This is a genomic window from Pantanalinema rosaneae CENA516 (genome assembly GCF_050753385.1).
Lineage (GTDB): Bacteria > Cyanobacteriota > Cyanobacteriia > Leptolyngbyales > Leptolyngbyaceae > Pantanalinema > Pantanalinema rosaneae.
Map to the genome: position 1 here is coordinate 46,574 of NZ_JBLZFZ010000032.1, position 13,647 is coordinate 60,220.

The window sequence follows — 13,647 nt, forward strand, 5'->3', positions numbered from 1 at the left end:
ATCGATCCGAGCCATCAGGCTCCATTCCTGGTTGGTACGTTATCCCTGTAGACTCCTCACTTTATCTAGAGCCGATTCGGGACTTTGTTTACCACTGACGCTGCCATCAACCACCATCGCTGGAGCGATGCCGCAGGCTCCCAAACAGCGTGCCGCCATCAACGAGACTTTGCCATCTTCCGTCGTTTCACCCACTTTAATGCCCAACTCGGCTTCGAGGGCTTCCATCAGCTTGCCACTGCCCTTGACGTAGCAAGCGGTTCCCAGGCAGACCACACAGCTATGGGCACCACTGGGTTTGAGGGAAAACAGATGATAGAACGTGGCAACTCCATACACCCGACTTGGTGGCAGTTTTAGCCCTCTAGCGATATAGATCAGGACATCTTCTTCTAGATAGCCAAAGGATTCCTGGGCTTTGTGCAGCACTTCAATCAACGCATCGGGTTTGTATTGATGCCGCTTCATGGTCATATCGAGGGCTTTAAACCGCCGATCGCCGCTCGCGTGATTGTTGGCTGACGGTTTTTTGGCAGCGGGGGCGGGAGGAGATGCGGCATCGGGAGATTGAGCTTGGACAGGCGAAGGCATAGATTTTCCTTAAGTCACAATAAATGGTTATGGTGTGAAGAAAGAGAATTAGCAATTAATGAGTGACAACTCAAAAAATACATTGACGGAAGTTAGAATTGTGATTTTAGAAAAGCTCAATTTTCTGTTAGCTAAAATACTAAAGTTTTTAACTGAAAATTAAGCGGTTAATGACACGAAATCGGCGATCAACGAGCTGAGTTATACATCAATTGCACAGTATCAACTCCAATCAAAGAAAAATCTTACCAATTGAGCAAAGGCTTTGTGAACTGTACATTCCCGGACTAATTCTTTAATCTTGATTAAGCAACAATTATGTTGTTTTAGTTCATTGGCTATGCAAAATCTCAATCTCCACAACCATCTTAGGAGATTGCTTTTGGGCGATCGAGAAAATCGGTGGTTTTTTTACAATTTAGTAATGAAAATTGATAATAACTAACCTGATCGAACCATTTTTTGAAGCTTAAAAGATTAGAGCGATATGAAGATAGTTTGCCTACTTTTGATCCTGACTCTTTCCTTGGGCAGACGGAGAGAACTCTCAGACTGAGTAGCTTAGGGGAAGAGCGCTAAAACGGATTATGGAAAAAACTACGTCACTTCAAACTTCTGGATCGCAGGCTGAAAGTCAGGTGAGCGATGCCGAACGTTGGACTTCAATTATTGGGGGTAGTGCGATGGTGCTACTGGGCTTGCAACAACGATCGCTGCGGGGGGCTGTGATGGCGCTGGCTGGCGGTAGTCTGGCGTTTCATGGTATGAAAGGCGACAAGAGTTTAGCCGATCGCGTGACTGAAGCGGTGGATGCCAACAAAGCGATTCAGGTAGAAAAAACGGTGACAATTAATAAATCTGCCGAAGAACTTTACAACTACTGGCATAACTTTACGAATCTGCCAATTTTTATGAAGCACATTGAGTCTGTCACGATGATTGGCGATCAGCGATCGCATTGGGTGGCAAAAGCCCCGATGGATCAAACGGTAGAATGGGATGCGGATATTGTGGACGATCGTCCCAATGAATTGATCGCCTGGACATCCGTAGAAGGTTCGGATGTGGATAATTCGGGTTTTATTCGGTTTAAGCCCGCTCCCGGTGGGCGGGGGACTGAAGTTAAAGTTGTGCTGGAGTACAATTCCTTTGGTGGAGCTGTTGGTAATATCTTTGCCAAACTATTTGGTGAGTCTCCGGAACAACAAATTGGTGATGAATTAAACCGCTTTAAGCAACTGATGGAAACGGGTGAAATTGCTACCACAGAAGGACAACCTACTTCCCGTACATAAAGTATTTGGTTTAACATTGGTCTAACAATGGGTGCATCTGCGGGGAAATGACGGATGAGGGCTGTCATCACTTAATCCTCCATATCATCACCTGCGGCGATCGGCGCTTGACCCGGTTGGCTAACACGATCGGGGGAATCCTTTGACCTCAAAATCCAGTTTGATCACTATGATCAGGCTATAGGAGGTGGGCAGATGACCGTAGAACGCAAAATTGCTGCTGCATTCCAGATGAGTGAGGACACTTGGGCACGCCATGCCAATCCCTGGAGTGTATGGACTCGCTTCACGGTGTTACCCCTGTTGATTCTGGCAATCTGGAGTCGCGTGTGGTGGGGCTGGTGGGCATTGGTTCCGGTAACGATCGCCCTACTGTGGATGTGGCTGAATCCCCGGTTGTTTGCCAAACCCCAGTCCACGAATCACTGGGCATCGAAGGCGGTCTTCGGAGAACGGGTCTGGCTGAACCGCGACGTGATTCCCGTCCCCCGGCATCATCGCCACGTCCCCAATCTGCTAAGTCTTGTAGCGACGATCGGTATGGGATTTGTGATTTGGGGATTAGTTGTACTCCATCTCTGGGCGATCGCCTTTGGCTGTGCCCTGGTTTACCTGGGAAAATTGTGGTTTATCGATCGCATGGTTTGGCTTTACGAAGACATGAAAGACGCTGATCCGGCATACAAACAGTGGGTCTACGAACCGTAACCTCATGGCAGTCTTCCAAATGCTTGGTTTTTTCCTGGTTGGGGAATCCTGTCAGCATTACTGTGGTGCAGTATTAGGGAAGACGGATGTTGAGTAAGGTGGCAACTCTATGGTGCGATCGCAGGTTCAGCCAGGATTCATCTGCTGGGGTAAGTGGGGTTGGACGCGGTTTTTGGGGCTGCTAATAGTCGTGCTGGTCGCGATCGTGGGACTGCAAATTTCGCCTGGACTTGCCTGGGAATCTCACTATGCCGTCACCAGTAGAGCGCCCTTTAATCAACTCAGCTATTACCCGGTGAAGCAAACCTTACCCCCGGATCTCTACCGTCCTGTAGGGAATTGGGTAGGACGGTTAATTCTGCCTTTAGTCAAGGAACAGCAGGGGCAGGATTGGGTCTGGCTAGAGGTCTACCATGCTCCACCGGAAGCCACGGATTTGATTGGTAAACGGGTGAAGCTGACCTGGAGCCAGAATCCGGAGGTACAGCGCTATGTGGCGGCGGTAACGCGGGATGTGCAGTTTACTCCTGATGTGGAGGCACTTCAGCAAACGACAGGCAACCTGTATCCCCAACGGTTAAATGGCAGAACGCAGGTAGGCCCGTTACAGGCGATCGCGGGAGCCAGACCCCAGGATGATGTCACTGTCACGCTGGAACAGGCTACCCTAACGCAGCAAGCCGAAACCGCCGAGTTGCAGATTGCTACAGAACCCTTGTTAGAGACGGGACGCTATTACACGCTGGTTAAATTATTGGGGACAGTACAGAAGGCGAAACCGCAATTTATTCCCAAAGACTGTCCGGGTGGTCGTCCTTGTCCGAGTGAACTGTTTCGCGTCCAGCATTACAATCCCGCTACAGGAAAATTTGATGGCAAGCAGGAAACCGTCCGGATTCCCCAACAACCGATCGATGGCTTTGGCGTGTATGCCTCAACCCCACGAGAATTAGAAGCATCTCCCGCCGGGACAGCCGGTTGGTACTTATACGGTGCCCAGGACAAAACGGGATTGTTTACGGTGCAAGCCATCAAGCCGCGATCGTTGTTTCAACTGCAACCCAATCGGGTGATTTTGGGAGCAGGCAAAGGATTGGATTACATCAACTACGACAACTGGAGTCAGACCGAACACCAACAGGGAACTGCCCACACAGTATTAATCGATAAAACGGCACCTACCCCAGAAGCGGCGATTGCTAACTGGAAAGAGGGCGATCGGGCGTTGGTGATGCACCTGTTTGGCGGCAGAGGGGGGGAACGGGGTGAACCAGTGGCAATGGGAACGGTGACGGGGCACTTCTCCTATGGATTAGCCACGATCGTCCGTGATCCGTTTACTAAAGACCTTCAGTTTGATCTGCGCTATCAGCAGGTCTATGCCACCAATATTGAAGGGGTAATCTCGGGAACTAACACCTGGACAAATTACATGGGGAATCTGCAACGGGGCTGGTTAGGCACTCGTCCCGTCACCGATGTGATTGTCAAACTGGATGCGATCGCGCAGGATTATGATTTTGGCGGCACTCGCCTCTCGCCCTTAGCAGAATTCGATCGGCAGTTAAGTGTGATCAATGCCCGTTACCGCACAGGGGATGGTACAGGAGCCGCCAATGTGACTCCGGCAACCTCCTGTGTGCAGGACTCTAACCAGGCATTATTTCTGACGATTCAACGAATTCGGGAGACGGTTGCCGCTAATCCGACGATTCAAAACTGGTGGTCATCTCACCCGGATGATCCTACGGTGAAGCGGTTTGAGCGGTTAGTCGCCTTGGGGAATGATCTGGAAACCCAATTAATGCCCTTTGGCATTGTCCGAGGCGATTGGAAATCGAATGCGAATGCGCTATCGGGAACCCAAATTCAGCCAGAGAACTTTACGCGTAGCGACTCAAATCTGCCAGAAAATACTCTCGCAGCGTTCACCAGTTGGCGCACCATTCTGCCCCGACAGGCACAGGATGAACTCAGTATTCTATTTCTGCGTCACGGAGCCACATTATGGTTCTTGCAAACCAATCAAGTTGGGGGACGGAATCCGGCGATTCTACCGATCGCCCCAACGCAAGCCTTTGCCCGGTGGACAATTCCCGGTACGACAGTCCCGATCGTGTCTGTTTTGTTTACGCGCATTTTAGGCTCCTTGAAACTCCCGAGCCTGTGGGACTGGAGTGTGACCTTCGGGATGTTGTTGGGGTATGGGGTTCTGGCAACGACGATCGGATTTGCTCACGGTTGGTTGCAGGTTAAACCCTGGTCTGCCTCAAAACAACGCTATTTCCTGTTAATGGGACGGGTGTTTTTCCTCCCGGCTCTCTTAGAAGAATGGGTGTTTCGCGTGTTACTGCTGCCCTATCCACGGGCGGGTGTCACCGGACAAATGTGGATTACCTGGGCGATCGTCAGTCTGATTCTTTTCGTGGCTTACCATGCGATCGTGGCTAGAACGGTAGCCAAACAACAGCGTACTTCTACCCTGTTACATCCGATCTTCCTGATCCTGACCGGCTTACTCGGAGTTGCCTGCACCCTGACCTACTGGCTGACTGGTTCGTTGTTACTGATTACCCTGATTCATTGGGTGGTGGTTGTCGTCTGGTTAACCCTATTTGGCGGCATAGAGAAACTGCAACGATCGTCGCGATATAGTTTCTCCCGGTAGTTTGCCTATTGAGTTGGCAACACATTCTCCTGCATTAAGCGGGCAACCATGGCGGCGCGAGAGGTGACTCCCAGCTTCATAAAGATGCGGCGGAGATAGGTGGAGACGGTACAGGGACTGATGGCAAGTCTTCTACCGATCGTTTTGTTGGGTAATCCCTGGGCGATTAATTGCGCGATCGCCATCTCGCGAGGACTTAAACAGATCGATGAGTCACTGGTATGTTTACGCCGAACGACATAATATTCGGTTTCATCAATGCGTAATTCAAAAATCACTTCGTGGATGGCTCCGGCTGTCTCCCGTAACACTTTAATAGGCTTCCAGGGAACCTCTGTTTGACTGAGCGATCGCACTAATAAATCCTGTTCAATTTGAGCTACATCAGGGGTTTTTGACAACGGTTTGGATAATTCTTGGGTATTCATCATTTGACTCAAGCATGTAGATCAGGGGGGCATAACACAGGTTTGAGCTTGGGAATCTGGTGAATGAATGATGGTCACGGGGTTGTTCAGTGGCAATGCCAATGCAACCCTGAAGGGAGAGAATTTTTTCTATGACGACTAGATCTCTCATGAAAGTTCCCTGACTGGAGCAGAACACGAGGCTAGATGAGTCGTTATCAGTCAAGGATCTGATCGTCAATCAAATAAATCAACGTGAACAGAGTGTCTACGGATTGAACATGGTCAAAAAGCTGCATCTTCCTACCTCAATTCCGTCAGAATTGTGAGTGCGTGATCAATGCTGAATTTGTAGATGCTGAGTTTGTTTCTGTTGCGGCTCAGTGAATGGATTTATCGTGGCTGAGGAATTATGCCGCTGCTGATCAAGCTGTTCTTATTTAAGCGATCGTTCACCGGAGTTGCCGTCACCCTAACGGGTACTTTTGCAGTCATGTCATTTAATTAGATGTCATTCATTTTGATGACTTGATCTCTCTGTCACCTAAAAATAGGACTGCTCAAATCTTGCTCCTGTTGGTTATAGCTAGAGATGAACCGCATTTCCATTGGGAGTAATGCAATGTTGGATGGAGAAACCCTACAACACGAACTCGAAAGTGAGCTTGACAACGAGTTTGAATATGAACTGCAAAACGAATATGACATGCAGCATGAATATGAAGGTGAAGAGTTTTTGGGCGGTCTGGTGGGTGGAGCTATGAACGCTTTGGGATTAGGGGAAGGCGAAGGTGAGTATGAAGGTGAGTACGAAAGTGAAGCCTTTCTTGGAACAGTACGCAAACTCGCCAGTCGCTTAAAGCAGGTTGTTCCCAAAGTCGCGCCCTATGCTGCCCGCCTGGTTGGGACAGCGATCGGGGGGCCCCAACTGGGTGCCACCTTAGGGCAGGTGGCGCGGCAGAGTGAGTTTGAATTTGAGTTTGAAACCGTGGGACAACTCGAATTTGAAGGGGAACTAACAGGTGAATTTGAGTTTGAAACCATGCCCCAAATGGAAACCCTGGCAGAAGCGTTGGCTGGAGCCGCTACCAAAGTCCAAAACGAAGCGGAAGCCGAAGCCTATATAGGAGCGGCTGTCACCCGAGTGCTACCTGCAAAGTCGGTGGCGGTGCAAAAACAGGTTCCGGCGATCGTCAAAGCATCGGCTGAACTAGCTCGGGGTTTACGGAAACATCCGAGTACCCGTCCTCTAGTGCGGATTCTGCCGACTGTGGCGCAACGGGCTGGACAAGTTCTGGCACAAAAAGCCGCGCAAGGGCAACCCATTACGCGCCCAGTAGTTGCCCAGGTAATGGCAACACAAACGCGAAACGCCCTTAAAAGTCCGATCGCAACGGCGCGAATTGTTGCAACTTCAGCGAAAGTGGCACAAAAAATTACCCAACCTGCTCCTACATCTCGCAGGAAGGTACGGAGTTAATTACGACAGTTGAGTGTCACTACGTCCAGATACAACCTATTTACTCAGGAGAAATTCACTCATGTATCAGCATGAACTAGAAATGTTAGATCGAGAACTGGAATCGGAATTTGAAACTGGCGTGATGGGAGAAACCGATCGCGAATTTGAATACGAGTACGAGAGCGAAGAGTTTCTGCCCTTGTTGGCTCCAGTTTTGAAAGCAGCGGCTCCTATGGCAATTCGCGCGATCGGTGGACTGTTTCGGCGGCGGCGTAAGCGGGGTCAGCGAGAATTTGAACTGGAATTTGAAACCCCGTTACAGGAGTTTGAATTGGAAGGTGAATATGAAGGTGATCCCTTCATTGGTAATCTGCTGCGGACGCTGGGCAGTGCCGTGGGTGGCGAGGGTGAATTTGAGTTTGAGCAACATCCAGAAGCGATGCCAGAGTTTGAAACTACGCCTGCCAATGAATATGAAGTGACGGCAGAACACCTGGCGCACATGGCTGCGAATAGCCAGAGTGAAGCGGAAGCGGAAGCCTTCATTGGTTCACTGATTCCGATGGTGGCGCGGGGCATTAGTGCGGCGGCTCCGGCGCTAACTCGGATTGCCCCGCAGGTGATTCGACCAATGGCACAGGCAGGGCGGGCGTTATTCCGCAATCCCCGCACTCGTCCGTTAATCCGCACCTTTCCGACGATCGCCCGTTCTACTATGTCTACTCTGGCGCGGCAAGCCAAGCAAGGACAACCGCTCAACGATCGAGTGGCGGCTCGGGCAGTGGCTAGCAATGTGGCTAAGGTATTGGGGAGTCCCCGCCGGACGGCATCTGTGCTGCAACGATCGCGGCAAGTTCACGGTCGGCATTGCTCCTGCGGGGCAAATCAGCGCCCCCGGTTCTAATTCCACCGTTAATGTCGGAGTGCAACCAGGAGTTGTGGCATGAATTGGTTGATGAATACGGTGGAGAATGGGGCGGCGAGTCGAGTGACTCAACGGGCGTTGGCAGAGCTATATCAGGAAACGGCTCCTGAAAGCTGGGTCGAGCCGCCTAACTTAGATCCCTGGTTACGGGCGCAGGCAATTAATGTGGTGCGTCATGTGGAGGCACTGCGTCCCTTTCGTCCAGGGGAGTTTGGGACGGAGGCTGCCAGTCCCAGTGATGCCCACATCGATGCAGCAAACCAACTGATTGCCCGCCTGCGATCGCACCTGCAACGGGTAGCTACCACTGTAACCAGCAGTGTTCAGGTGGCGATGCATCAACCGGAAACGGTGTATTTGCAACGGATGCTTGCCCGTAAGGATCGGGCGCATGATCTGGTGCGGATGATCGAGCAAATCTGGGATTTTTACTTTGAGTTGTTTGGGCAGCGCCAGAGTCAGTTTGGCACCTGGTTACTGGGGTGCGATCGCATTGCGCTCGACTGTTATCAGGATGTGTATATGGGCTTGGGTAAAGCGAAGTCGATTCCGGCACCACCGCCGTTCTCCTATGTCAAAACGGGATTTTCGCCTGCCACCTTCCGGCGCGGCATTCCCCTGACCAAGTTGAGTCAGCAATTGAATCCCTTTCCCCTGATCCAATTGCCCTATCACCGCCTGGTCAACCCCTGGACATTGGGAGCGATCCTGCATGAGGTGGCACATAACCTGCAAACCGATTTAGGCTTACGCCAAACCATTCCCAAGGCGATCGCAGCGCGTTTATTAAAGGCGGGCATGTCTCCTGAGGTGGCAGCGATCTGGACAAAGTGGCACAGTGAAACCTTTGCCGATCTGTCGGGCTTGCTGTTGGGAGGCCCCTATATTGTGGCTTCCCTGATGGATATTGCTTCGCGATCGCCCCAGAGTACCTTTGCTTTTCATCCCGGTGCGCCCCATCCTACGCCTTATCTGCGGGTGTTTATCAGCACCGAACTTTTGCGACGGATGGGGTTTCCCAAAGCGGCAGATCATTACAACCGCATCTGGAAACGGCTGTATCCCAATCCTCGGACGGGTAATATTCCAGCCGCCATGCTCAATACCTTCGATCGGGCACACAAACTGGTAGTGGATACGATCTGCTACACGCCCTATGCCGAACTGGGTAACAAGTCATTGGCGGAGGTGACGGGATTCCGACCGCATCACCAGCAAATGATTGAGGAAGCCGGACGACGGTTAGCGCAGGGCAACGATCCGGGCATCATTCCCGAACGCTTGCTCATCTGTGCCTCCCGCCATGCGATCGAGCGCCGACTGGCAGCACCGGGAGTGATTACGGAAAACTTCTATAAAGCTTTAGCAAGGAGATAGTACAGCATGAAACGATATCGAATTCGGGGGAGGGTTCAGCCGAACGTTGGCGACTACGAAGCTGGTTTACGGGTGGAAGCCTGGGATGAGGATCGGCAATATGATGATCTGTTGGATGCCGTTCGCACTGATACCCGTGGCGTATTTGAAATTACGTTCGATGAGGATGACTTCCAGCAGGAGCCGACTGAGACAGAACCTAGACCTGACCTATATTTCAAGGTGTTTCGAGGTGAGGAATTATTAGGGCGGACTCCCACCCAGGCAGACTTTTTACTCGATGAATTTGACGATGCTTCAGAACAACCTCGATTTTCCTTCCCCATCGCTTTGCCCAATCAAAATCCGGGTTCCTGGCTACAGCTCTTGGAATTACGGCAGACCAATTTCCAGCCGGAAGACGGTCGTCCTCCGAGCCACTTCCCAGAGACAGGGTCGGTGCATGTGGTGGATGTATTGCCCAGTCTCGATCAAATTCAGCGATCGGGCAGAATGGCGACTGTTTCGACTCCCACCCATTCCGGTGGTGACTTACAGGGCATTGTGGAAGGGGCATTAGGCACCATTCTTGGCAATACAGCGAGAACCGATGATGCCAAGACTCTGGTGAATACCCTGACCCAAACCTTTGTGGCTCGTCAGGTGGATGGCAGAACGGTGTACGACTGGAATCCCCGATCGGTGGCAGTCCGAGCCTCTGACCTGGGGGGTGGCATTACCGGAGCGCAGGCCAGTCTTTACCATCGAGCCAAAACGGCAATTCAGGATGGCATTCAGTTGCTGAACAGTCTCTATCCCCTCAAATCAGCGGCGGATAAGGAGAACATGGAAGCGACGCGAGCGATCGTCCGGACTGAAATGCAGGAATTGTTAGCCGAACTAGGAGCGCGGGGGGGCCCCCGGATTTTGCGGGTCGATAATTTATTTCAACTGCTGCTGGGTGGAGAGGAGATCAATGGTAATCAGCGAGTTGGCGGGCAACTGAAGCGATTGATGGAGTTCTTTGGGTTGCTGCCCAGCCAAATTAACACCGTGGAAGAAGAACAAAATTACAGTAATTTCCTGACGCTCAAGGATTACCTGCAATCGCTCCAGAGAAGCTGGGTGGACTACAAACGTAGCCAGGATTCCAGTGCCGGAGCCTATATTGGGACTCAATTAGTCCGATTGGCACAGGCGCTTGCTGTGGTTGGTGAGTCGGTGCAGGAAGTGTACCGGATTATGGAACTATTCTTCCTGGGCCCAGAGGAGCGGCTGTCGGTCTATATCGACTTCACCCGGGCGCGGGCTGAGACGTTTTCAGATAGCCTGCCAGGAGCCGCAAGTTCCCAAACTGGAGCCTTTCCGTTACCGGATGGGACGGCGTATCCAGTGCGTGATACCGCTCAACTACGCGACTCGATGACAGTAGAAGGGTTGCTGAATTGGGTGTGGCGGTTTGCCACCGAGGAAGGACCGTTATTAGCGAAATCGGGTGGCAAGTTAGGCATTCAAGTAATTGCCGAAACCAGCGATCGCTTGATGATTCTGACCCAAGCCGCGACCTATACCCCGATTCCCAATGCCGCATTCCGGCGGGAAGGTGTGATTCGGGCACTGCGAGATCTAGCATTCCAGCTTTACCAGGTGCGCCAATTAGCCGACCAGGTGAAACTCCCGATCGGGGATCAGCCCGATGATCTCGATTTTGCCCCGTCACTGCTCCGTCTGACCTAACGCCCTGCTATCTCACAGCATTCATAGCTTGGTCATTTGACCCCGTTGATTCAGGAGAATTTCGATGTCCACAACTGGAGAAAATCAAGATTTACTCGATCGCATTGCGGCGTTAAAAGAAACGCTGGTCGATCAACTCGGTTCCCAACTGATTCAAAATCCTCAACTTGCCGATGCCCTCACACAACGGATTGAGGATATGTTAAGTCAGGCGATCGCGGCGAATTCAGCCATGCCTACCCCTGCCGATGGGGGCTTGGCAGAACTGATTGGGTTGGGGAAAGATGCCGCGAAAACGGTGACGGAAACCCGCTTGCCCCAAGGGGTAGAAGACTATGACGAACAGGTTGCCAGCGATCGCATTCTGTCGGTAGCGGATCTGTACTACCTCTACCAGATGGAGAAGGTGGGAGTCTTTCGAGTAGTTCGCAAACTACAGGAGTTATTTGATGCCGGAGCGGTGCGGCTGTCTACGGGGGATGGAGCCTACGGGCTATATCGCTTCGATCGCCGCAGCACTCTGCGCTACACGGAACGCAACCGGATGCAAACCTACCGCCGGGTGTTTGGCTATACCACGATTCCGCCGATGCCGAGCGCCAAGCCCAATACCCAGTTCCACGGTATGTTTACCCAATTCATTAACAGTGTGGCAGCCTTCTGGCGTGATAAGCGGATTTCCGATGTGATTCGGGAACGGGCTTACGATCCCAGTTTTGGCAGTATTGCCACAGTCCGACGAGCCGGATTGGATTTACGCAATAACTTGAAATGGAATTCCTATGGACACATTAATGTGTTCCGAATTGAAACCCTGCAACTGTTGGATGAAGCCTTCCGAATTCTGGGAGCAGACGATGTCCGGAAGTTATTTGGTGCTGACAATGCCTGGGATGTGGTGGAAGAGGTGATGTTGCGTTACTTCAACAAACAGGTGAATGCCTCCCAACGGCATCGGATGGCAACCTCTGGTCGATCGATGATTCGCTGGTTGGCACAAAAGTATATTCTCAATACATCACGGGCAGAATTTGAGGCCTTGCTACGTGAGATTGCCGATGTGGCGGAAGAGTGGCTGACCAGTGCAGAAGTGTTGGGGATTGCCTTTCGGGGAAATGTGCAACGCGTTGCACCGATCGCAGCGAATCGCGATGGCGGTGTCATGCCTCTACGTGCCGGACAAGGGTAAGTGCCGATCGGGTGGGCACTGCCCACCAAGCTTGGATCGCGGTGATGATTCTGTTAGTAGAAGGAAGGCTAGGCAATGAACTCGGTTTCCACTCAAGCGTTACGGAATGGTTGGGCTGACCTGGAGTTTGAGGATGAGTTAGGACGGCGGGGGCAGGCAGGACGTAACCCGGCACACCGCTTTGCTGCCCACCTGAAACGGCAGGGATTTTTGCCCACGTTGCATTTCACCCAACGCTTTCTCCAACGTCTGTTAGCGAATGGGGTACGGTTTGACCCCCGCACTTTTGTGCAAGAGTTTCGGAATGCCAAACACTATCGCCAAACTCGTCCCGGCTATAACACGCGGTTAGCGGTAGTGCGGGGAGTCCCGATCGTCTACCGTCCGGGGGGCGAAAATGGTAATCGTGTGGTGCTGGTGACGACGCTGAATCAGGGGGATGCCCTGCCGCCGGTGGTGCGATCGGCTCCTCCCCAACAACGGGAGGCAGAGTGGGAATTTGAGTTGGCTGACTCGCATTCCTTCGATCGGCGGATTCAGCAGCAGTATGCCGACAAGCTTCAAAAGATGGCGGTGGAACGGGAGGCGGAGGCGTTTGTGGTAGAAAACCGCTTGCTGAGGATTCCACCGGGGCATGAAACCCTGAATCGGGAGGCGGTACGGGGGTTATCTGTTACTTCTACAGAACTGGATGCGATGAATCGAGGGGTGCGGCGGGTAGATACGGAAAAGTTGGCGAACCACTTTAAGCCGGAACAACAACGGCGGCATGTGTTACGGCGATATAAGTGTCAACCCTTAGCGGAGGCTTTGGCAGAAGCCCGTCAACAGTTGATCGCGATTTATCACCGGATTATCACGGCTTCGACTCGGGAAGCGGCGTTTGAATGGCTGGGAGAAGCCTTGCATCTGATTCAGGATTCCTACTCTCCAGCACATACGGCGCGGGAAAACAATGGAGCGGGAGCCATTACGTTTATTCGCTACTATCGGTTAGATGGGTTGCCCTATCCCCAGGAACATCGAGTGTTACCAATGCGGCAACCCGGTCGGTTAATGCCACTGCCGGTTGATCCACGGGATTATATTGATCTGAGCAGTTCACCCACTCGCACAGCGATCGCGGCAAGTCGGCGATTTGTGCAATTGGTGCTGCGGCATCGGCGATCGGTTCCCGGTGGGATGTCGGCGGCGGACTGGCAAACTCAACGTCTGGCGGAATTGCGGCAGTTTATGGATACTGTGTTGGTTCTGAGTCCCCGCCAAACTCCAACCAAATCTCTGTATCCGCGTTGTCCTTAGCGATCGT

At 52.0% G+C, this 13,647-nt stretch carries 11 protein-coding genes; 9 read left to right on the forward strand and 2 right to left on the reverse strand.

Annotated elements, in window-relative coordinates; all coding sequences use genetic code 11:
- Positions 1 to 39: 39 nt before the first annotated feature.
- Positions 40 to 591: a bidirectional hydrogenase complex protein HoxE gene (hoxE, locus tag ACN4EK_RS18450; protein ID WP_431659575.1), complete on the reverse strand. Its 552-nt coding sequence runs from the start codon at positions 589 to 591 to the stop codon at positions 40 to 42.
- A gap of 587 nt (positions 592 to 1,178) precedes the next feature.
- Here hoxE and ACN4EK_RS18455 point away from each other — a divergent pair.
- The 3 genes from ACN4EK_RS18455 to ACN4EK_RS18465 all read left to right on the forward strand — a co-directional run bounded on the left by ACN4EK_RS18455 (position 1,179) and on the right by ACN4EK_RS18465 (position 5,262).
- Entirely contained in the window at positions 1,179 to 1,886 is a 708-nt protein-coding gene (locus tag ACN4EK_RS18455) for an SRPBCC family protein (RefSeq protein WP_431659576.1), read from the forward strand.
- A gap of 195 nt (positions 1,887 to 2,081) precedes the next feature.
- The gene (locus ACN4EK_RS18460) at positions 2,082 to 2,594 is read left to right on the forward strand and encodes a DUF6653 family protein (protein ID WP_431659578.1); all 513 of its coding nucleotides are present in this window, start codon (positions 2,082 to 2,084) and stop codon (positions 2,592 to 2,594) included.
- Between the two features lie 109 nt (positions 2,595 to 2,703).
- Positions 2,704 to 5,262 carry a CPBP family glutamic-type intramembrane protease gene (locus tag ACN4EK_RS18465; RefSeq protein WP_431659579.1) on the forward strand — a complete coding sequence of 853 codons (2,559 nt, stop codon included), beginning with the start codon at positions 2,704 to 2,706 and terminating at the stop codon, positions 5,260 to 5,262.
- A gap of 5 nt (positions 5,263 to 5,267) precedes the next feature.
- Here the strand turns inward: ACN4EK_RS18465 and ACN4EK_RS18470 are convergent, their stop codons facing one another.
- The gene (locus ACN4EK_RS18470) at positions 5,268 to 5,690 is read right to left on the reverse strand and encodes a response regulator transcription factor (protein WP_431659580.1); all 423 of its coding nucleotides are present in this window, start codon (positions 5,688 to 5,690) and stop codon (positions 5,268 to 5,270) included.
- Positions 5,691 to 6,261: 571 nt separating this feature from the next.
- Here ACN4EK_RS18470 and ACN4EK_RS18475 point away from each other — a divergent pair.
- From ACN4EK_RS18475 to ACN4EK_RS18500, 6 genes are all read left to right on the forward strand, one after another.
- The gene (locus ACN4EK_RS18475; RefSeq protein ID WP_431659581.1) at positions 6,262 to 7,149 is read left to right on the forward strand and encodes a hypothetical protein; all 888 of its coding nucleotides are present in this window, start codon (positions 6,262 to 6,264) and stop codon (positions 7,147 to 7,149) included.
- Between the two features lie 61 nt (positions 7,150 to 7,210).
- The gene (locus tag ACN4EK_RS18480) at positions 7,211 to 8,035 is read left to right on the forward strand and encodes a hypothetical protein (RefSeq protein ID WP_431659582.1); all 825 of its coding nucleotides are present in this window, start codon (positions 7,211 to 7,213) and stop codon (positions 8,033 to 8,035) included.
- A gap of 39 nt (positions 8,036 to 8,074) precedes the next feature.
- Positions 8,075 to 9,433: a hypothetical protein gene (locus ACN4EK_RS18485; protein WP_431659583.1), complete on the forward strand. Its 1,359-nt coding sequence runs from the start codon at positions 8,075 to 8,077 to the stop codon at positions 9,431 to 9,433.
- Positions 9,434 to 9,439: 6 nt separating this feature from the next.
- Entirely contained in the window at positions 9,440 to 11,149 is a 1,710-nt protein-coding gene (locus ACN4EK_RS18490; protein ID WP_431659584.1) for a transthyretin-like family protein, read from the forward strand.
- Between the two features lie 64 nt (positions 11,150 to 11,213).
- Positions 11,214 to 12,338, forward strand: coding sequence for a hypothetical protein (locus tag ACN4EK_RS18495; protein ID WP_431659585.1), 1,125 nt, complete (start codon positions 11,214 to 11,216; stop codon positions 12,336 to 12,338).
- A 75-nt stretch (positions 12,339 to 12,413) separates the two neighbouring features.
- Positions 12,414 to 13,640 carry a phospholipase C/P1 nuclease family protein gene (locus ACN4EK_RS18500; RefSeq protein ID WP_431659586.1) on the forward strand — a complete coding sequence of 409 codons (1,227 nt, stop codon included), beginning with the start codon at positions 12,414 to 12,416 and terminating at the stop codon, positions 13,638 to 13,640.
- Positions 13,641 to 13,647: the final 7 nt, after the last annotated feature.